14 protein-coding genes are annotated in these 20,032 nt (G+C 68.7%); 10 read left to right on the plus strand and 4 right to left on the minus strand.

The window, feature by feature from the left end:
* Positions 1–338: 338 nt before the first annotated feature.
* Entirely contained in the window at positions 339–1,676 is a 1,338-nt protein-coding gene (locus POL67_RS32060) for an RCC1 domain-containing protein (RefSeq protein ID WP_271924096.1), read from the minus strand.
* 286 nt (positions 1,677–1,962) lie between these two features.
* Here POL67_RS32060 and POL67_RS32065 point away from each other — a divergent pair, with 286 nt between their 5' ends.
* The 3 genes from POL67_RS32065 to POL67_RS32075 all read left to right on the plus strand — a co-directional run bounded on the left by POL67_RS32065 (position 1,963) and on the right by POL67_RS32075 (position 3,603).
* Positions 1,963–2,622, plus strand: coding sequence for a glutathione S-transferase family protein (locus POL67_RS32065; RefSeq protein ID WP_271924098.1), 660 nt, complete (start codon positions 1,963–1,965; stop codon positions 2,620–2,622).
* 126 nt (positions 2,623–2,748) lie between these two features.
* Entirely contained in the window at positions 2,749–3,204 is a 456-nt protein-coding gene (locus tag POL67_RS32070) for a hypothetical protein (RefSeq protein WP_271924101.1), read from the plus strand.
* A gap of 171 nt (positions 3,205–3,375) precedes the next feature.
* Positions 3,376–3,603, plus strand: a complete 228-nt coding sequence (locus tag POL67_RS32075; RefSeq protein ID WP_271924104.1) for a hypothetical protein — start codon at positions 3,376–3,378, stop codon at positions 3,601–3,603.
* Between the two features lie 52 nt (positions 3,604–3,655).
* Here the strand turns inward: POL67_RS32075 and POL67_RS32080 are convergent, their stop codons facing one another.
* Entirely contained in the window at positions 3,656–5,911 is a 2,256-nt protein-coding gene (locus POL67_RS32080; protein WP_271924106.1) for a S9 family peptidase, read from the minus strand.
* A complete protein-coding gene (locus POL67_RS32085) occupies positions 5,908–7,302 on the minus strand; it encodes an aminotransferase-like domain-containing protein (RefSeq protein WP_271924108.1) in 1,395 nt (464 codons plus the stop codon). Before POL67_RS32085 ends, POL67_RS32080 begins: the two co-directional genes overlap by 4 nt.
* 218 nt (positions 7,303–7,520) lie before the next feature.
* On the opposite strand from POL67_RS32085, the gene POL67_RS32090 reads away from it, so the two are divergent.
* The 7 genes from POL67_RS32090 (at position 7,521) to POL67_RS32120 (ending at position 18,918) form a co-directional block, all read left to right on the plus strand.
* A complete protein-coding gene (locus POL67_RS32090) occupies positions 7,521–7,910 on the plus strand; it encodes a DUF4280 domain-containing protein (RefSeq protein WP_271924110.1) in 390 nt (129 codons plus the stop codon).
* A gap of 7 nt (positions 7,911–7,917) precedes the next feature.
* On the plus strand, positions 7,918–12,915 hold the full coding sequence (locus tag POL67_RS32095) for an nSTAND1 domain-containing NTPase (protein ID WP_271924112.1): 4,998 nt from the start codon (positions 7,918–7,920) through the stop codon (positions 12,913–12,915).
* Between the two features lie 26 nt (positions 12,916–12,941).
* Entirely contained in the window at positions 12,942–14,675 is a 1,734-nt protein-coding gene (locus POL67_RS32100; RefSeq protein ID WP_271924114.1) for a hypothetical protein, read from the plus strand.
* 114 nt (positions 14,676–14,789) lie between these two features.
* Positions 14,790–16,472 carry an OmpA family protein gene (locus tag POL67_RS32105; protein WP_271924116.1) on the plus strand — a complete coding sequence of 561 codons (1,683 nt, stop codon included), beginning with the start codon at positions 14,790–14,792 and terminating at the stop codon, positions 16,470–16,472.
* 644 nt (positions 16,473–17,116) lie between these two features.
* Complete coding sequence (locus POL67_RS32110; protein ID WP_271924118.1) at positions 17,117–17,476, plus strand: hypothetical protein; 360 nt, start codon at positions 17,117–17,119, stop codon at positions 17,474–17,476.
* The gene (locus POL67_RS32115) at positions 17,473–17,718 is read left to right on the plus strand and encodes a hypothetical protein (protein ID WP_271924120.1); all 246 of its coding nucleotides are present in this window, start codon (positions 17,473–17,475) and stop codon (positions 17,716–17,718) included. Before POL67_RS32110 ends, POL67_RS32115 begins: the two co-directional genes overlap by 4 nt.
* Before the next feature lie 165 nt (positions 17,719–17,883).
* On the plus strand, positions 17,884–18,918 hold the full coding sequence (locus POL67_RS32120) for a P63C domain-containing protein (protein ID WP_271924123.1): 1,035 nt from the start codon (positions 17,884–17,886) through the stop codon (positions 18,916–18,918).
* Here the strand turns inward: POL67_RS32120 and POL67_RS32125 are convergent.
* Positions 18,915–20,021, minus strand: coding sequence for a transposase (locus POL67_RS32125; RefSeq protein ID WP_271924125.1), 1,107 nt, complete (start codon positions 20,019–20,021; stop codon positions 18,915–18,917). The two genes, POL67_RS32120 and POL67_RS32125, sit on opposite strands and share 4 nt — an antisense overlap.
* Positions 20,022–20,032 lie beyond the last annotated feature (11 nt).

Below are 20,032 nucleotides of genomic sequence, written 5' to 3' on the forward strand. Positions count from 1 at the left end.
GAGTATACGACCCGCCCTCCGCGCGCCCAAGGAGGAAGGAGAACCGCGCGGCGGGGCAGACGGCCCCTTTCCCCGCCCCTGGGTGCCGTGGGGCCCCCATGTCCTCGGCAGCGATGCCCCACGCGACCCGAAGGTCCCTGCGGCGCGCGCGCAAAAAGGTCGCACCACGCGCCTCGCCCGCGGTCGCGGCCATGCAAAACGAGCGCGAGCGCCTGCACGGTCGTCCTTGCATCGACGCGAAGGCGCCCGGGACAGGGGCACAGCGTGGGATGCACCGGCGCAACGGCGGCCGGGATGCCGTGATCCGCGCGCTTGCGTCCATGCAAGAGCGACGCTCATCAGTGCGGGAGGGACACGAACGGGAGATGGATCCCCATCGTGTCCGGCGTCCTGCCATAGGATCGATTCTTGTCCCCGGTACCAAGCTCCCCGAAGAGACCTGCGCCCCAGCATTTCACCCGCCCTGCATCGGCCCCGCCGAAGAGGGCGCAGGTATGCGAGGCCCCCACGGTGATCTCCTCGACGGGGCTGTTCGTACCGAGATCGACGAACGGGAGCGCATCGCCAAGGGATTCGCTCATGCAACGATCGAGGTCGTCCCCTCCCCCGAGCGCCCCCCATTGATTGATCCCCCAGCACTTCACGCGCGGCGCGGGGCCGTCCCCCTCGACGATCGCGCAGAACCGGCTCCCGGAGGTCGCCATCGAGACGGCGCGCAGTCCTTTCCCCAGCGAGATCGGCGCGGATACGTCGGGGCAATGGCGATGGCCGAGCCCGCCTCCGTCGACGAAATCCCAGCAGCGGAGAGCGCCGTCCTCGCCACGCGCGCACGCGCCGCTGGCGCCGCCGACGAGGGCGATGGTGCGGCCTGGAAGCGGTACGAGGAGCTCCGTGCCGACGTGGACATTCGGGGCGTTCAAGACCTCCTTTCCGACGACACCGAGGGAACGGACGTGCCCGTCTTCGAATGCGACGCTGAGCGAGAGGTTTCCCGCCGCCATCGCGAAGGGCCTCGCCTTCGTTCCGAAATCGACGGCTTGCACCGGGACGAAGCGCTCCTTGCCGCCCGGGATCTCCCCGAAACAACGCACCTCCCGCGTGGCCCCGTCCTCGAGGAGCGCGCACGTGTACTTGACCCCCGCCGCGACGGAGAGGATCGTCCCTTCGCCCATGTCGATTTTCGGCCAGGCATCTCCGAGCTCTCCCGGAGAATCGCCGCGATTGTCGGCGAGCCCGAGGGCGTGCGCATACCCCCAGCAGGCGAGCCGAGCGGTTCGTTCTCCGGGAAGAGGGGCCAGCGCCGCGCAGGCGTGCCGCGGTCCAGCGCCGAGGACCGTGGCTCGTTCCCGTGCGCCCTTGCGGCGGCCCAGATCGATGGGCACCGCGCGGGAGAGAGCCCCGGGCACGTCCCCCAGATCGAGCTTGTTGCCTTGTCCTGGAACGCCATCCTCGCCGCGCCCCCAGCAGAACACCTCGCCGTCGCGGAGGAGGCAGGTGATGTGATCACCGGCGACGAGGCGGGATCGGGCGACGGCAAACCCAGGCCGCGGGGGGCTCGGCGCCGCAGAAGGCAAAACGCTCGGCGACGAAAGGGCCGTGGTTGCCTCGACGTGCGCGGGCGGAGTGGTCGGGACGGGCGTGCCACACGACGAGACCAGAAGAGACAGACACGACAAGACAACATCCGGGCGGCAGGCCCGGAGGCCGGCGAATGAAACGTTCTGGCGCACGCCCCTCGATACCTCAGCGCCAAACCGGTCGTCAACGTGGCGCTCGGTTCGTCCCACGGGCTCGGCAGGTCGATGCGCGCGCGTTGTGCGCGATCGTGATCTGCGCCATGCTCGCCGCGGCAGGGAGTCGAGCGCGCCCCGTCCCCTCGAACTGTCGTCGAAGGATCGCCCGTCTGCATGCGTGTCGAATCCGGCCTTCCTCGTTCGTCGTGAAGGTGCAAGGAGACATCCCATGACCCTCGATTTCTACTTCCATCCCTTCTCGTCCTACTGCCAGAAGGCGCTGATCGCGCTGTACGAGAACGACATCCCCTTCACGCCCCAGGTGCTGAACGGCCCCGACAGCCCGGCCGGGCAGGCGCTCGCGGCGATCTGGCCGCTCAAGCGTTTTCCGGTCCTCGTCGACGGCGACCGCACGATCTTCGAGGCCACCTGCATCATCGAATACCTCGGCCTCTACCACCCCGGCCCCGTGCGCCTGATCCCCGAAGACCCGAAGGCGGCGCTGGAGGTGCGGATGATGGACCGCTTCTTCGACAACTACATTTCCACGCCGCAGCAGAAGGTCGTGGCCGATGCCTTGCGCCCCGCGGCCGACCGCGATCCCTATGGCGTGAAAGAAGCACGCGCGATGCTCGACGCCTCCTACGCATGGCTGGACAAGACGATGGCGGAACGCGAATGGGCCGCGGGCGACCCCTTCAGCCTGGCCGACTGCGCCGCCGCGCCGTTCCTGTTTTATGCGGACTGGACCCATCCGATCGGCGAACGTTTTCCTCGCGTGACCGCGTACCGGCAGCGGCTGCTCCAGCGGCCGTCGTTCGCGCGGGCCGTGGACGAAGCCCGGCCCTATCGGAAGTTCTTTCCGCTGGGCGCGCCGGATCGGGATTAAAAGGCCGCCGTGCGCGGGGGGTTCTCCGGACGCGGGCGCGCGGCGGCCTGCGGAGCGCCCCGGAGGAAGCGGAAATCCTGGTTTCTTTTCCATGGATGCAGGGAGGGGACGATGTAGAAGGGCGCCATGCACGCGACGTCCTCGTCCACCTTCCACGGCATCGTCGTTTCGGCCTTGCTCCTCGCTGCGGCGGGGTGCGGCGCGTCGCGCTCGGGCGGTGCGATCGACGTGGAGCTCGCTGCTCCGACGCAGCCATCAAAACCGGCGGAGCCGCCGCCCGAGCCTGCTCCGCTGCCGCTGGAGAAGGGGCGCTGCCCAGCGCCGCACACGTGCTCCTTCGAGCTCGAAGGGCTGACCAGCCGGCTCCTCGGTCGCAAGGCCGACGACGTCGAGAGCGTCTCGCTGGCGGGCCAGGTGGCGAAGGTGGAGGACGCGATCCCGGTGCCGGCGGAGGCCCTCCTGCCGATGCTCGACGGTCACCTCGCGGAGGTCGCCGACGACCGATTCGGCATCGACGTGCCGCTCGAGATCCATTTCCGCGATGGCAGCCGCGCGCAGGGACGTTGCGGCTCGGGGGCATGACGTTGCGCATGCGCGTGGAGGAGGTCCTGCGCAACGTCGCCAAGGGCCCGGTCGCGCTGCCGGGGGACACGCCAGAGGCGCCGGCCAAGATGCCGCGATCTGTGGGTCGTTGGCGGCGACGCGTCTCCGCGCCTCCGCGGCGTCGCCGCGACGATCCAGGACGTCGACTGGGTGCTCGTGGCGGATGACGTCTCGCATCAGGCTCGTTGCCCCGATGGCAGCACCGCCTCCCTCTCCCAGCTACGCGCCCGGGTGTACGATCGCCGCACGGGAATCGTCCTCGCCGAGCGCGTCTTCGCGTCCCCCGATCCCGCTGCTGGATGCGAGGCCAGGATGGGCATGCGCAACGCCGAGCCCGGCGCCCGCTGGGCCTGGGACGAGCTGCGCCTCCGTCGCTGAGCCGCGGCGTCTTGCGGCGCTTGTACACCCGGGCGCGATCGTCCGGGGACGCTCAGCGCGGGCCGCCCAGCTCCTTGACGAAGAACCGGCGCACGTCGTCCTTGTAATACTGGAACGCCTGCCCCTCGGGGGAATGTGGTTGTCCCGGCATGACGAGCAGTTCGAAGTGTTTGCCTTCGCGAATCAGGGCCTCGGCCATGCGCATCGTCGTGGAGAACGACGCGTTCACGTCGCTCGTGCCATGCATCATCCTGAGTGCACCGCGCAGGTTTCGCGCGAGCGACACGTTGGACCCAGCCTCGTAGCCGACTTTATTTTCGCTCACGAGACCCAGATTCGGCTCCATGATGACCGCCTCCTCCTCCAGGGCCCCGGGCGCCCCGGCATAGCCTGCCTTGAACAGCTCCGGCGCGGTCAGCATGCCGCGAAGCGCGAAGTAGCCGCCCCAGGAGTGGCCGTAGATCCCGACGCGGCTCATATCCATGTAGGGCCGCGTGGCGGCCGCCTGCTGCAGCCCGGCGACGTGATCGGGGATCTCGGTCTGACCCACGCGCCCATAGTTCGCGTCTTGAAACGCCTTGCTTCGCCCCGGTGTGCCGCGCGCGTCGAGCACCATGACGACGAACCCCATCTGCGCCAGCGAATTCGCCCACCGCGCCTCCTCCGTTCCCACGAAGCTCCAGGGCACGACCGAAATCCACGGGCCGGCGTAGATCATGTCGAGGACCGGGTAACGCTTCTTCGGATCGAAGTCCCACGGCTTGTAGAGCACGCCATACAGCCGGGTCGCGCCATCGGCCGCCAGGACCGTGAGGGGCTCCGGCGGCGAAGGAGGCAACTCCGCGAGCGCGCTCGTGTCCGCCTCGGCGTAGCGGAACGGAGCCCCGCCGTCGGTCGAACCCACGTCCCATACCCGCGGCTCTACGCGCGTGGAATGACCATCGGTGTAGTAACGCCCCGACGGCGCGAGGGTGATCCGGTGGATGCCCATCTCGGGCGAGAGCCGCTTCAGGTCGCCTCCGGCGAGGCTCGCGCGATAGAGCAATCGGTCATAAGGAGCCGCGCTCTCGGCAGAGGCAAGCAGAAAGATCGCGTCTGCCTTGGGAGCGACGCCGACCACTTGATGTACGGGAAACGAGCCCTGGGTGACCTGGCGTTCGAGCTTTCCCGCGTAATCGTACAGATAGACGTGGCGAAAGCCGTCGCGCTCGGACATCCACAGGAAGCGCTTGTTGTCCTCGAGCGGAGTGACCTGCAGCGACCACCCGTTCTCCGCAAAGTCGAGCGCACCGACGAAGCTCTCCGGTCGGTCCTCACGCAGCACGAGGCGGGTCTTGCCGGCCTTTGCCTCCACCGCCGAGAGCTCCAGCCGCTTGCCATCGCGGGACAGATGAAGCACCAACGCTTCGCTGCCATCGGGGCGCCAGCCCGAAAACCAATCGTAGGTCTCCCCGGGCGCGGGCGGAACCTGCGTCACGCGGCGGGCCGCAGGCTCGACCACGTAAAGCTCGGACCGCATCAAGGGCGTCCCGACCTTGGAGTACGGCACCATCTTCACGCGCTCGACGCCTGTCGAGTAATCGACGATCGGAATCTTGTGGACCCCGCGCCTGTCATTGCGCCAAACCACGAGGAACCGACCGTCGGGAGACCACGCCCGCGCGGGGATCTGCCATTCGTAATTCTCTTCCCCGCTCCGCTCCAGCAGCGTGCCCCCATCGCTGCCGACCACGGCGAACCCAGATCCGCGCTGGACCGCGCTGGTTCGGCCATCGGGAGACAGGTGATGGCTCGCGGACAGCATCCCCACGGCGCGATCGGTCGGGGCGAGGGCCACGACGCGGCGATCGGAGAGCCCGAGCGCGAACGGCCTCTCCTGAAACTGGAAGACGATCCTGTGCTGATCGGGAGCGCGCCCGGGGTCGAGCACGAATCCGAGGTTGTCCGGTAGCTCTACCTTCTGCCCGATCACCTGCGAGAGCTGGGCCTGCAATGCGTCGCTCGCGAGGACGGGTACCATCGTCCGCTGCTGCGCGTCGACCAGGACCCACGTCCCGCGATGCGGACCGACCGCGGACCAGTACACGAACTGGTCGCGATCGGGGAGCCATCGCGGCGCGACGAGGTTGTCTCGAATGCGCTCGATGAAGCGGTAATACTTCTCGGAGACATCGAGCCGCGCTTGCAAGGGATCGCCTTGGGCAGGCGCCGTCGCCTTAGGCTGCGTCGCCGTCGCCTTAGGCTGCGTCGCCGTCGCCTTAGGCTGGCAGCCGAGCACCAAGAACACGAACACGACGAGTTGTCTCATGGCACGACACTCCAGGGGGACGTGGGCGATTCGTCGAGCAGCTTCACCAGGATGGCGAGGCCCCGCTCGAGCTCGCTGCATGATTTCGCCGCGGCGAGCGACACCCGAATGGCATTGGGCGCGCTGCCTGCGCGGGCCGCGAACAGGTGCGCCGGCCCGATGAGCACGTTCCGCGCGGCAGCCTGCTCGATCAACTCCATCGCCCGCCGGTGATCCGGGATCCTCATCCAGAGGAAATACGCGGTGGGATGAGCGAGATACGGATGTCCCTTCAACATCGACGCTGCGATCGTTTGACGGGCGGCGGCCTCCCTGCGCCGCGCGTCTCGGATGGCTGCTGCCGTGCCGTCCTCGATCCATTGCGTCGCGATCTCGGCCAGCAAGGGCGAACCTGACCACGCTGTCGCTGCGGCGGCGCTCTCGAGGAGGGGTCGAGCCTCGGTCGGTGAACGAATGAAGCCGACACGGAGAGCAGGCATCGTCGCCTTCGACAGGCTCCCGATGTAGTACGTCGTCTCCGGGGCGAGCGCGGCGAGCGGCGGCGGCGCGTCGGAGACGAGCGGAGCGAGCGCGCCGTTTTCGAGGATCGTGACCCCGTACTCGCGGCAGATCGTCACGATCGCCCGACGCCGATCGAGCGGCATGATCGACGTGGTCGGATTGTGGTTTGTCGGCGTGCAATAAAGCACTTTGGCCCTGCTCGATCGGCATGCCTGCACGAGCGCATCGGGGACGAGCCCAGCCTCGTCGACCTCGACCGGATGCGTCGGCAGCCGGAGCCACTGCGCGGCGCTGAGCGCTCCGGGATAGGTGAGCTCCTCGACCAGCACGCCGGTCGTCGTCGCGAGCGCCGACAACAAGATCGCGGTGGCGTGCTGCGCACCGCTGCAGACCGTGATCTCCTCGGGGGACGCGACGACGCCGGTCGACCCGAGCCAGCGCGCGCCTGCGGCCCGTTGCGCCGCGGTGCCGCCATGCGACTGGTAGCCGCTGAGCACGCCGAGGTCCGCGCGCGAGCTCAGGTTCGCGAGCGCGGCAGCGAGCGCGCAGTGTCCGAAATCGCCGGACATGATCGGCGCGGCGGTCGGGCCGAGATCGATTCGATCCCGGTCGAGCATGGGCGAGTACGCATCAGGAGCCGTGAGACCGTTCACGAACGTGCCGCTTCCGACCTGGCTCCGAACGAGCCCGCGGCGCTCCGCTTCCGCGTACGCGCGGGTGATGGTTCCCAGCGACGCCCCGACCGCGTTCGCGAGGTCGCGGTGCGTGGGAAGTCGGTCTCCAGCGCGCAGCTTGCCGGCGCTGATGTCGGCCGCGAGCGCGTCGACGATCGCCGCGTACAGCGGCGCGCTGGAGCGCTTCAGGCGTGGTTTCCAGGCATGACTGCGCATCGGATGTGTACTAGTCTACGCCAAGAAGTGTCATAGTACAATCCTCTTCGTCCCGTACCGAGGGCCAGCGATGGTTCCGCACGCCGACGACACCACAGCCGCCGCGCGGGCGGCGCATCCTTTGCCCGCGGGTATCTTGACGCTCCCGCCAAAAACTAGCGCCCTTTCCGCGCCCCCGGCTACGCTCACCTCGCCCCTTCCTGGGCACGGGTGACCCCATGGCCGTTCAAATCGCTTCCGGCGCCACCGCGATGTGCAGCTTCGGCATGGCGCCCTCCTCGATCATGGTCCTGCCTGCGAACATGGTGAATGCCACCATGTCCGCCGCGAACATCGCCGACATGGTGGCCGTGACCAACGTCCTGCCTTTCGGCGCTTGCACGTCGATGGCAAATCCCACGGTCGCCTCGGCCACGGCCGCCGCCTTGGGCGTCCTCACCCCCATGCCCTGCGTCCCCGTCCCCGCCGGCACCTGGATCCCCGGCAGCACCAAGGTCATGCTGAAGAGCCTGCCCACGCTCCACAACGCCTGCCAGCTCATGTGCTCGTATGGCGGCGTGATCCAGATCCTGAGCCCGGGCCAATTCAAGGTCATGGCCGGCGGATGAGCACCCCGTGACCGCGCCGCCGCCCGGGAACCTGCTCCTCGAATTCACCCGCACCGCGCAGGCCGACGAATCGTTTGTCTTGCCAGAAGGCGAGGTCACGTACGTCCTGCACACCGAAGGCGGCGGCGCCGAGACCGTCACCATCGACTGGACCCCCGCGCTCTTCGCCGACCTCGACGCCGTCCGCCGCCCCGGCTGCGATCCTGCCATCGTCCAGCGCCTCGGCCGCGCTCTCCGGCGATTCCTCGCGCCCGCGGGCTGGGCCCGAAACGAGGAGGACATCCTCGACGCGTCCTCGCGCGGCGATCCGGTGCGGATCACGCTCCGCTCGAACGCCGCGGAGCTTTATGCCTTGCCCTGGGAACTCTTGGCGCTCAAATCGAGCGGCCAGCACCTCGGCGAGCTGCCCAATGTCCTCGTTCGTTATGCCTGGCCCGAGAGCACCACGCGCCCCGAGGATCCCTCGCCCTTGCCCGAAGGCGGGCGAATCCTCTTCGGCTGGTCCGCCGCGGCCGGCGCCGTGCCCCTCGGCGAGCAATCGAATGCCCTCCGCGCCGCCGCCGAGCGAGGACATCACCCCTTCGATCCCGCCCGCGACGTGATCGATCACCTCTCGCTCGGCCGCCTCTCCAGCGCCCTCGAAAAGGCCGCCGCGTCGGGAGACATCATCAACATCCTCCACCTCCTCTGCCACGGCACCCAGGTCGGACAGACCCACGGCCTCGCCTGGGACGCGGACGACGGCAGCGGCGAGCGCGTCTTGCTCGACGCGGGCAAGCTCCGGCAGCTCCTCGCGCCCCACGCGGGCCGCATTCGTCTCGTCGTGCTCTCGGCCTGCGACAGCGGCAATCCCGGACAGATCGGCAATCACCTCGGCAGCGTCGCCCAGAACCTCCACCAGGCCGGCATCCAGGCCGTCGTCGCCTCCCGCTTCCCCCTCTCCGTCGCCGGCTCGATCACCTTCACCGAAGTCTTTTACGACAAACTGCTCGTCGAGCCCACGTCCGTCGAAGACGCGCTCCTCGCGGCCCGGCAGCGCCTCCTCCGCGAAGGCGCAGGAAGGCTCGACTGGGCGAGCCTCACCCTGCACGCCCGCCTCGAGGATGGCGATGATACACGCCCGATCGCGTTTCGCCCTTATCGAGGCCTCCTCGCCTTCCACGCCGCGCATCGCCGGTTCTTCTTCGGCCGCGAAGCCGAGATCGAGGAGGCGCTCGCCGACCTCGCGGCCCTCGCGGCCTCGGGAAAACCCCGTTTTCTCGTGGTCGCGGGCGCCTCGGGCACCGGCAAATCCTCCATGGTCCTCGCCGGCGTCGTCCCGCGCCTGCTCGATCGCGGCGCCACGCGCGCCGATGCGGCGGACACCGACGACGTCAAGCGCGCGATCGAGCGACTCGCGCATCTCCTCGGGCGCAGGAGCCCGGGCGCCGCCGCGCAGCAGGCGCTCTCCGTGCTCCACCGCGAAATCACGGCGCTCGCCACGGCCGCGGGCGGCGCGTGGGAAGCCGTCGTCATGCGCCCCGGCGCGTCTCCGCTCACCGCCCTCGCATCGGCGCTCGCGGCGCGCCGCGACAAGGACCTTCCTTTCCTCCTCGTCGTCGATCAATTCGAGGAGGTCTTCACCCACGTGCAGGATCCGGCCGAGCGGCAGGCGTTCGCCGCCGAGCTCTGGAAGCGCTGCTCCGGCGAGGGCAACATCCATTGCATCACCAGCATGCGCGTCGATTTCGTGGGCGAATGCGGGCAGCTCGTGCTCGACACGGGCACGGGCCTCAGGCTCGATCGCGTCGCCTACGACGAGGCGCACCGCGTCTTCGTCGCGCAGATGGGCCCGGCGCAGCTCCGCACCGTGATCGAGGAGCCCGCGCGCAAGGTCGGCCTCTCCCTCTCGCAAGGGCTCGCGAGCCGCATCATCGCCGAGGTCGGCGCCGAGCCCACAGCCTTGCCGCTCGTCGAATACGTCCTCGACCTCCTCTGGCAAAAGCGGCAAGGAAAAACCCTCGACGCCGCCCGGTACGAGGAGCTCGGCGGCGTGTTCGGCGCGCTCGAACGAATGGCGGATGCCGTGGTCGACGAGCTCGACGAGCCCTCCCAAAAGGTCGCCCGCCAGCTCTTCTCGCGCCTCACCCATTTCGGCGAAGGCGGCGCCTCGAACACGCGCCGTCGTGTCCCGCTCGCGCGCATCCTCCCCGCGGATCCGGAGCGGCGCGCGCGCTTCGAGACCTTGCTCGAACGGTTCGTCGCCGCGCGCCTCGTCTCGCGGCAGGACGAAGGCGGCCGCATCGTGGTCGAGGTCGCGCACGAGGCCCTGCTCCGGCGGTGGAACCGCCTCACGACCTGGCTCGCCGAGGATCGGGCGCGCGTCGTCGAAATCGCCAAACTCGAGCGCTGGGCCGCCGATTACAAGGCACACGGCGCCCTCCTCCGCGGCGCCCAGCTCGGGTATGCCAAGCAGATCCGGGCGCACGCCGAGGAGGAGCTCGACGACGACACGCGCGCGATGATCGAGGCGAGCGAGCACGCGGAGCAAGCCGAAGCCGAAGTGGCGCGCGACAAGCAGCGCGGCGAGCGGCGCAAGCTCGTCGTCGGTGCCGCGGGCGCGGTGATCGTGGCCGTCGCCATGACGCTCCTGGCGCTCCGCACGACCCGGGCGAAGGCCGAGGCCGACGCCTCGTGGAGACGGGCGGAGCAGGATCGCATCAAGGCCGAAGAAGCGCACAAGCAGGCCGACGCGGAGCGCGACATCGCTGAAAAGCAACTGCGCATCGGCGGCGCCTTGAACCTCGTCGCGCGCCAGCAGCACGCCGCCGCCGCGTCCATCTTGTCCGAACGAAGCGGCCCGTTCCCCGACCTCCTCACGGATTACAGACACCTCTCGCTGGCGCAAAGGCTCCTCGCTTTGCCCATTCCGAAGGTCACGCTCTCCGGGCATCACGAGAAGTTGTGGCACGCCGCCTGGTCGCCGGACGGCCGCCGCTTCGTCACGGCCTCGGAGGACCAAGTGGCCTACCTTTGGGACGGCAATGGCCGGGGCAAACCCATCGCCTTGCGGCACGACGGACCCCTCTCCTCGGCCGTCTTCGACGCCCAGGGGCGCCGCGTGCTCACCTCCTCCCTGAATGGCGTCGCGAAGATCTGGGACGTCTCCGGCCCGGCGCCCCGCGTCCTCTCCGAGCTCCGCGGAAAAGCGCACGGCTTGTGGGCGGCCGCCTTCTCCCCCGACGGGACACGCGTGGCCACGGCGACGGTCGACGGCACGATCGAGATGTGGGACCTCTCCCCGGTCACCGGCCCCGTCCTCGAAACCAGTTTGACTGGACACACGCACGTCGTCTCGTGGCTCGAATTCGATCCCTCGGGCGAGAAGCTCGCGAGCTCCTCCTGGGACCGAACGGCGTGCATCTGGGATACCCGGCGAGAGACACACGCCTGCCTCGCAGGACATACGGGCCCCGTCACGTCGGCCGCGTTCTCCCCCGACGGCAAGGCCGTCGTCACCGCTTCGGCCGACGGCACCGCGCGCATCTGGGACGCCGCGACCCGCAAGGAGGTCGCTATCCTGCGGGGCCACATGGGCCCGCTCAACCAGGCGATCTTTCATCCGAAGAGCAGCCGCGTCGTCGTCACGGCGAGCGACGACAACACGGTCCGATTCTGGACGAAAGAGGACGGGGAGCCCGGCGCGCGCCCCGCCGAGGTCGCCTCCTACACGGAGTTCGCCGCCCTCGATGGCCACGAGGCCGACGTCACCACCGTCGCCTACGCGCCGAACGGAGAGCGGCTCCTGACAGCCTCTTGGGACGAGACGGCGCGCATCTGGGACCTCACACGCCTTCCGCGGCGCGTCCTGCCGCGGATCCGCGGGCATTACGTGACGGGCGCGAGCGAGAGCCCGACCCAGGACCACCTGCTCCAGATCACGCCCGAGGGCGAACTCGTCCTGTACTTCCTGCCTCCGAATCCCGAGATCTACGAGGGCGTCCACCGGCTCGGTCTCATCTCCCATGGAAAGAGGCGAATCCTCTCGGGTGCGTGGAGCCGCGACGGGAGGCGCCTCGTCACCGGCGACGAAATGGGCGGCGTGGCCCTCACGCCCATCGAGCCTCGCCCCGCCCCGACGCTCCCTGCCCTGCACACGCGGATGCTCCCCACGCATCAAAAGACGCCCATCCGCGCGCTCGCCTGGAACGCGGATGGGGATCGATTCGTCAGCGTCGCCGACAAAGGTGCGCCGCTCGTCTGGGACGCGGACCACCCCGAACGCCCTCCGATCCCCATCGCGACCTCGGCCGAGTCATGCGAGAATCCGGGCGCCTCCGCGGCGCACGCACTCGTCGCTGCGGATTCGGGCGGCTTCACGTCCGTCGCTTGGAGCGGCAAACCGGGCGCGCGCCCTATCATCCTCGGACGCGAGGATGGCTGCGCCTGGTGGGTGGATCTCGACGGCCAGGAACAACCCAAGGTGCTCCGGCGCCACGGTGCCACCATCACCGCGGTCGCCTTTTCCCCCGACGGCGAACGTGTCGCCACGGCCTCGCAGGACAGGACCGTGCGCATCTGGAAGCGCGACGGAACGTACGTCGAGCTCGCGCATCCGTCGCCCCTCCTCTCCGTCGCTTTCGACAAGCGCGGCGAACGCGTCATCACGCGGGCGCGGGACAACACCGTCAATGTGTGGAAAGTCGACGGCTCTGGCCAGATATTCGCCCTCTCGAACACCGCGTCCACGTTCCCCATTGCGGCATTCGACGTGGGGGGCAATGGCATCCTCACCGTGGACGCGCGGGGCTTCCTCCAGCGATGGGAAGCCGAGCCCGCGGCCATCGTCGCGAGCCTCGAACGCGCCAACGACGACTGCGCCACCGTTGCGCTCCGCCAGCGCTATCTGGCCGAGGACGCGGCGGAGGCGGAAAGAGGCTGCCGTGCATGTGCCGAGAAGCAAGGCCTCGACCCCGACAATTGCACGCGCGACCAGAAGACCGGCTCGCTGAGCTCCAAGAAATGACATCATCGGTGTGAATCGAGGACGCCATGCCTGCGAATGCCCTCCACCTCCTCCTCAGCCACGACGACGACGGCAGCGCCTTCCTCGAAGGCGGCTTGCCGACGGACGCGGCCGCGGAGCACGAAGAGCGCCCCGAGGCGCGCCCCGGCCCGACGCACCTCTGGGACGAGGGCGACGACCCGGATGACCTCGTGGCCCAGCGCTGGGGCGTGATCGTACCGGAAGGAACAACGGGCGATCGATTGCTCGAGCTCGTGCGTCCCCTCCTCGAAGCGCGCCGCGCGGCCCAGGGGGGCCACGAGGTCAAGGTGTTCCGCGCGCCCTCGCGCCTCGACATGGCGGGCGCCGCGCGCTGGCGCAAGGAGGTCTTCGATCGGGGCGCCGACCTCGCCATTGATTTGCCGCGTTATCAGCTCATCCTCGGCGATCTCGATCAGGTCCCCTTCGCGCTCCAGCAGGTCCAGCAATCGGACGGGTTCGTCGGACGGCTCGCTTTTCCGGACGAACGCGGCTACGAGGCCTACGTCCACAAGATCCTCGCCGCCGAGCACGCGGCCGCGTGCGCTTCGCCCCCGCATGCCACGTTTTACACGGTGCACGACGGCACGGCGGCGACGGCGGCCACGTACCGCGCGCTCGTGCGTCCGGGCCTCGATCTCGTGCGCCAGCGCCTCGATGCCGGGCAATTCCCCGCGAGCACCCTCGAAGAGCGCGGGCGCATGGATGCGCCTTCCCTCGACGAGCTCGTCGAGGTCGCCTCCCGCCCCGATCCGGGCGTGCTCTTCAGCGTCAGCCACGGCGCGGGCGCCCCGCGCGAGGGCTGGAAGAGCTTCGCCGAACAGCGCGCGCGCCAGGGGGCCATGCGATTCGGCCGCGAGGGCACGTTCGCCGCGAGCGACCTCGGCGAGCGCCCCTTCGTGCCGGGCGGCATCTGGTTCATGGTCGCCTGTTATGGCGGCGGCACGCCGGATCGGAGCGCCTATCGCCACTGGCTCGAACGATTGCAGAAGCTCGGCCATTACGGCGGCGAGGCCGAAGAGGTGCTCAAGGCCCTCCCTCGCCATGCGCCGCCCTTCATCGCCTCGCTCCCCCGCGCCGCGCTGGCGAACCCGAAGGGCCCCCTCGCCTTCCTCGGGCACGTCGATCTCGCCTGGACCTACAGCTTCGAGGAGCGCGACGCGGGCACGCCGATCGCCCGCCCGGCCCGCTTCATGTCGGTCGTGCGTTCCCTCGTGCGCGGCGACCGCGTCGGCCTCGCGTTCCGCGAGCTCGTGCGATTCTTCGAGCAGGCGAACACCGAGCTCACGAGCCTTTACGATCACGAGGCCAGCGGGGGAAGGCGCGACGAGGTGCGGCTCGGGCATCTCTGGATGCTCCGGCAGGACCTCTCCGGCTACATCCTCCTCGGCGATCCCGCGGTGCGGCTGCATGTAAAGCGGCCGTCGAAGGCTGCCCTGGCCGAGACGCCCGTCCCCACGGCGGCGAACGTCCTCGGGTTTGGCCAGGCACAAGCGCCCGCCCCCGCGCCTGTCCCCGCCCCCGCACCAACGCCCGCGCCTGCGCCTCTGCCGATTGCGCAGGTCGAGCCCGTGGCGCTCCCCATGGAGCTCGAGCGGCTCGAAGAGGCGTTCGGCCACATGCTCGTGGGCGAGCGCGGGCACAAGGAGATCGCCAAGGAATACGGCATCGAGCTCGGCGAGCTGCGCAAGCTCTTCGACCGGTACAAGAAGGGCGGACGCGGCTCGCTCGGGCATGGGTGACGCCGCCTCGACGGAAGCTCCCCCATAACTGTCGCTCCCAGGAACCGGCCTTCGCCCCTGGAAAAGTCCCGATCCGCACGGCCCTCGGGTAGACTGCCCTCGCTCCCCAGGCTCATGCGTTCGCCCCTGCGAATCCTCCCGCTCTCGCTCGCCGCGCTTCTCGCGCTCGCCGCCCCCGCGCGTGCAGACGACATCGCCTTGCCTCGGTTCCAGCCCGCGTTCGCCGGCGATCGCATGCTCGGCGTGCAATCCCCATACGCGGCCGGCGATTTCACCTTCCACGGCATGCTGCTCGTGGATTATGCCAAAAGCCCCTACGTCCTCGAGACGGCCGACGGCGCCACGGCGTCGGAGATCGTGGGCCAGCAGCTCTTCCTCCACGCGAACGCCACGTATTCGATGTGGAATCGCCTCTCGGTGAACCTCGACGTGCCCGTCGCGCTCCTGCAGACGGGCGACGCCGACACGTCCCCGACCACGGCCGATTTCGGCGACATCCGCCTCGGCGCCCGGGTTCGCCTTTACGGCGGGTACGAGGATCCGCTCCAGGTAGGGATCGGCGGTTATTTCTGGATCCCCACCGGCACGGGCGCCTTCGTCACCGATAGCTACGTGCGTGGCCTGCCGCAGCTCCTCCTCGGTGGACAGCTCGGCGACCGCTGGGTCTGGTCCTTCGCCGTGGGCCCCGAGATCCGCGACAAACGCGCGACGGACGACGGCGTCGTGATAGGCACGGCCATCACCGGCGGCGCGGGCATCGCGATCCTCCTCGGGGAGGACCGCGCGCTGCAGATCGGCACGGAGCTCGACATCTCGCAGGTGCTCCTCGACGCGAGCAGCCTGAATCGGAACATCGAGCTCTCGCTCCAGGGCCGATACCGGTTCCTCGACGACTTCGAGGCGGGCCTGGGCATCGGCGCCGGCCTGAGCGAGGGCGTCGGCACGCCCCAGTTCCGCGTGGTCGCGATGGTCGCCTACTCGCCTTTCCTCTCCACGCGCCTGCGGGACAGCGACGGCGACGGGATCTTGAACGATCAGGACGCCTGCCCCGAGGTCCGCGGAGATCGCAGCGTGTACGCCGTGGAGAATGGGTGCCCGTCCGTGTACCGCAAGCGCGCGAACGACGCCGACGGCGACGACGTCATCGATGATCAGGACGCCTGCCCGCGTGTCTACGGCATCCCCCAAAGCGACGAGACACGAAATGGTTGCCCGCTCGACGACGCCGAGGAGGCGGCGCTGCTCGAACAATACCGCGACAATCGCCCGGATTCGAAGGGCGACGCCGACGGCGACGGCCTCGCCGACGATGTCGACGCCTGCCCCGAGGAGAAAGGCGCGCCGAGCGAGGTGGCCGCGAAGAACGGCTGCCCCGAGCTCGTGCGGGTCACGGACGGCGAGATCGTCCTCTTGCGTGAGCTCCTCTTCGACACGGGCCGGACCACCCTGCGCGCCTCGTCCCGGCAGATGCTCGAAGAAGTCGCCGAGGTGCTGTTCCAGCACCCCGAGATCACGAAGATCGAGGTGCAGGGCCACACCGACAATCGAGGCACGTTACCTCGCAACGACGCGCTCGCCCTGCAGCGGGCCCAGGCCGTGCGGGACCTGCTCGTGCGCCGCAGCATCGACCCGAAGCGCATCGTCATCAAAGCGATGGGCCCGAACGCCCCGGTCGCGACGAACACGACGCCGGAGGGGAGGCAACGCAACCGGCGCGCGACGTTCGTCATTCTGGAGAGAACGCCTCCGCCCGCGCCTCCTTCTCCTTCCCCTTCAGGCGTCACGCCGGTGCCGTAGGTACGCCCACGCACGAGGACCGGACAAGTTCGCGAGATGTCCGGACAATTTCGGACAAGTTCGCGAGATGTCCGGTCCTGCCACCGCCTTGCACGTGAGCCTTCACACTGCCTGAGCACGACCCAAAGGTCGCGTGCGCGCGTCTCCAGGTCGCGTCTCCAGGTCGCGTGCACGCGTCTCCAAGTCTCGTGCGCGCGTCTCCAAGTCTCGTGCGCGCGTCTCCAAGTCTCGTGCACGCGTCTCCAAGTCTCGTACGCGCGTCTCCAAGTCTCGTGCACGCGTCTCCAAGTCTCGTGCGCGCATCTCCAAGTCTCGTGCGCGCGTCTCCAAGTCTCGTGCGCGCGTCTCCAAGTCTCGTACGCGCGTCTCCAAGTCTCGTGCACGCATCTCCAAGTCTCGTGCGCGCGTCTCCAAGTCTCGTACGCGCGTCTCCAAGTCTCGTGCACGCGTCTCCAAGTCTCGTACGCGCGTCTCCAAGTCTCGTGCGCGGGTAGTGTCCTAATGGGGGCGAAAGTGTCCTAACGGCGATCGGCGGGTTGATTTCGCGGCTAGGGTTGTCGCGCCTGAACAAGGCGCAGGCCCGAAGGTGTTGGACGCACCTCCGGGCCCGCTTGACGCAACCCCGCGCATACGAGGTCACGCCCATGCACGATCTAGACTGGCCCGGCTCTTACGGCCAAGAGAACGATCCGCCCTGCCCGCCCGATCCCTCCGAGACGCCACGCCCCCGTCGCAAGTCGGGCGCGCTCATGCTCTCCGAGGACGAGGCGCGCCACGTCCGCGTCGCCGTCCGGAAGCTCCGCCGCGCGTTCGGGAGCTTCAACGCGCTCGCCGCGCGGCTCGACATGCCCGCGAACACCGTCCGCCGCATCGCGAACCCCAAGGGCACGCCGCCCACCGGCACGTTCGCCATCCGCCTCGCCGCCGTTGCAGGCGTCGCGGTCGAGGTGCTCCTCGGCGGCAAGCTCGTCGTGACGACGCCGATCATCGGGAGGGCAGCATGACCCGCTCCCGCGTGAGGGAACGCGAGCGCGTCCGCGCCGCCGTTCAGACCACCGACCCGGCCGCGCTGGCGGCCTACGCGGGGGCGCTCCGCCCCGTCGTCGCGAGCCTGCGGACGCTCGCCGAGGACGCGACCGCAGAGCCCAGCAAGCGCGTCCACGCCCGCGCCTTCCTGCGCCGGGAGATCCTGAAGGGCATCCGCGAGCTGGAGGCCAGGATCGACGCCGCTACGCCCGCGGCGTAGCTTCCCCCTCGCCCCCCGTCCGATCGGGAACGACGCACGTCGTTCCCGATCGCCGTAAGGCGCCTACCAAAACTTCGCCCTCGCGGCCTTCGCGCTTGCGCTCGCATGTCCGCCGTGTAAGCATGGGGTCCGATGCGAGCAAGTGGTGCTCGCATGAGGAGCAAAATGTCCGACGAAAAGAAGAAAAGAGCAGGGGAAGCCCGTTGGAAGGGTGTTCCTGATGAGGCGAAGAAGGTGCTCGTATCACAAGCCGCTCACGCACGCTGGAAGAAGAACGCCGACGACGTACGTGTGGCCGACTACCCTGGCACGATCGAGCTTGCCGGCTTCACTCTGAAATGCGCCGTGCTCGATGACGCGACGCGTGTGCTTTCTGAACGAAGCGTGTCCGCCGCGTTGGATCACCAGAGGCACCCAGCGGATTACGAGCGGAAGCAGGTGGCGGCAGGGAGCGGGCAAGAGATCCTGCCGGCGTTCATGCCATCGGTTGTGGCAAACTTTCTCCCGCCTGCCGTCAGAGCACAACTCGCCAACCCGATTCGCTATCAGTGGCAGAAAGGCTTCGGCATCCCGGCGATCGGCGTAAAGGCCGACCTGCTCGCGGACGTCTGCGAAGCGTTCCTCGCAGCCCGCGAGGCTGGCTTGCTTCCAGCCGAAGAGCTAGGGACGGCACGCGCTGCGGATCGGCTCATTAGAGCGCTCGCGCGCGTTGCCATCATTGCTTTGATTGATGAGGCGACAGGCTATCAGGTCGTTCGCGACAGAGACGAACTGCAAAAGCTGCTTTCGAAATATGTGTCCGAGGAACACCGAACGTGGATGCAGACGTTTCCAAATGAGTTCTACGTCGAGCTATTCCGCTTGCGCAACGTGAAGACGGACGACATTCGCAAGAAGCCGCAATATTTCGGCAAGCTGACGAACGACTTGGTATACAGCAGACTTCTGCCCGGCATGCTGCCGAAGCTCGACAGCGTGAACCCGGTCAACGCGCAGGGGCGACGCGCGCGCAAGCACCATCAACATCTGCTGGACCAGGGCGAGGAACACCTGAAACGCCATCTTGCTGGTCTTGTCTATTTGATGCGGTCTAGCGCCAACTGGACCGAATTCATGAAAGCCGTGAATCGTGCTGCGCCGGTCCAGTCCGAAGCCGAGCCCGTGGGGGTGGTCGACAACACGGACGAAGAAACCGACTAATCGAATAGACCGAGTTGAATCGACGGGAGATGGCGCGGCTTCCACGCGAACAGGTCAAGCTGCCCGTTCTCGTCGGAGACGGGGACCGCGGAAGCCGCTACGGGCGCAGCAACGGGCACGGACGGGGGAGCCGCGGGCGTAGGCTCTGACGGCGCGCTCTTGCCCCCGCTCACGACGCGGAGGAAGCCGCGCCCGTTGGGAAGCTCGCGCGCCGTCGTCTCGGGGACGCGCGGCGCAAGGGGTTGGTTCGCGGGCGTCTCGCACGGCCCGGACGTCATCAGCACGGCGTCAAGCTCTGCCAAGCTCCACACCGAATCAGCGATCCCGAGCTGCATCGCGGGCGTCACGCGGAGCGTCTTCACGACGTGGCAGAAGTTGTAGTGCACGTACCCCAGGGCGACGGCGGCACGGTGACTCGGAAGGCGCTTGCTGAACGCCTGGCAGAGCCGACGCATGCGCCCGACGTGATGCCGCATCGTCCCGTTCTGCCGCTCGATGTAGGCCGTGCTCGCCGCCTCTAGGTTCGGCGCGCCGAAGATCGTCTTCTTCGTGATGAACGGGTCGCGCGGCGGCTCGTAGCGGTGGTCGTCGTCGCGCCGCCCGCGCTTGTTGCCGTAGTTCTTCACCGTCATGGCGTAATCGATGCCAGGGCCAAACGCAGATCCGATCGCGTTCACGTAGGGCGCGAAGCCGTCCGAGGTCATGGCGGGCATCACGACCAGCCGCGCGCGGACATCGTTCATGAAGGCCCGTGCGCTCTCCTCGTTCCGCTTCCCCACGTACCAGCCGATGACGAACCGGCTCGACGCGTCCAAGGCCGTGAACGTGTACGCCTCGCCGACGTCGGGCCCGTCCTCCTCGGTCACGCGCGCCTGCTTCTTCTGAACGAAGCTCCACACCTCATCCACCTGGATCAGGGAGCACGAGAGGCCACGGGCGACGCGGTTGTGGAGGTTCTGCGCGCCCTCGCCCCAGGCGAGGCCAAGCCGCATGATCGTGTCGCGGTGGACGCCCGTCATCCGCTCGGTCGCGCGGATGCTGTTACCGTCGCAAAGGGCCGCGAGAACGGCAAGCCGCTTCTCGGGCGCAAGAGGCGCTCCCATGGTCCCCTCAT

The organism is Polyangium mundeleinium (genome assembly GCF_028369105.1).
Taxonomy (GTDB): domain Bacteria; phylum Myxococcota_A; class Polyangia; order Polyangiales; family Polyangiaceae; genus Polyangium; species Polyangium mundeleinium.

Excerpts from the sequence above, each read along its gene's own strand:
- POL67_RS32115 (WP_271924120.1), top strand. The coding sequence starts at position 17,473 with ATGACCCGCTCCCGCGTGAGGGAACGCGAGCGCGTCCGCGCCGCCGTT.
- POL67_RS32125 (WP_271924125.1), bottom strand. The coding sequence starts at position 20,021 with ATGGGAGCGCCTCTTGCGCCCGAGAAGCGGCTTGCCGTTCTCGCGGCC.
- POL67_RS32120 (WP_271924123.1), top strand. The coding sequence starts at position 17,884 with ATGTCCGACGAAAAGAAGAAAAGAGCAGGGGAAGCCCGTTGGAAGGGT.
- POL67_RS32100 (WP_271924114.1), top strand. The coding sequence starts at position 12,942 with ATGCCTGCGAATGCCCTCCACCTCCTCCTCAGCCACGACGACGACGGC.
- POL67_RS32110 (WP_271924118.1), top strand. The coding sequence starts at position 17,117 with ATGCACGATCTAGACTGGCCCGGCTCTTACGGCCAAGAGAACGATCCG.
- POL67_RS32080 (WP_271924106.1), bottom strand. The coding sequence starts at position 5,911 with ATGAGACAACTCGTCGTGTTCGTGTTCTTGGTGCTCGGCTGCCAGCCT.
- POL67_RS32070 (WP_271924101.1), top strand. The coding sequence starts at position 2,749 with ATGCACGCGACGTCCTCGTCCACCTTCCACGGCATCGTCGTTTCGGCC.
- POL67_RS32065 (WP_271924098.1), top strand. The coding sequence starts at position 1,963 with ATGACCCTCGATTTCTACTTCCATCCCTTCTCGTCCTACTGCCAGAAG.
- POL67_RS32085 (WP_271924108.1), bottom strand. The coding sequence starts at position 7,302 with ATGCGCAGTCATGCCTGGAAACCACGCCTGAAGCGCTCCAGCGCGCCG.
- POL67_RS32105 (WP_271924116.1), top strand. The coding sequence starts at position 14,790 with ATGCGTTCGCCCCTGCGAATCCTCCCGCTCTCGCTCGCCGCGCTTCTC.
- POL67_RS32090 (WP_271924110.1), top strand. The coding sequence starts at position 7,521 with ATGGCCGTTCAAATCGCTTCCGGCGCCACCGCGATGTGCAGCTTCGGC.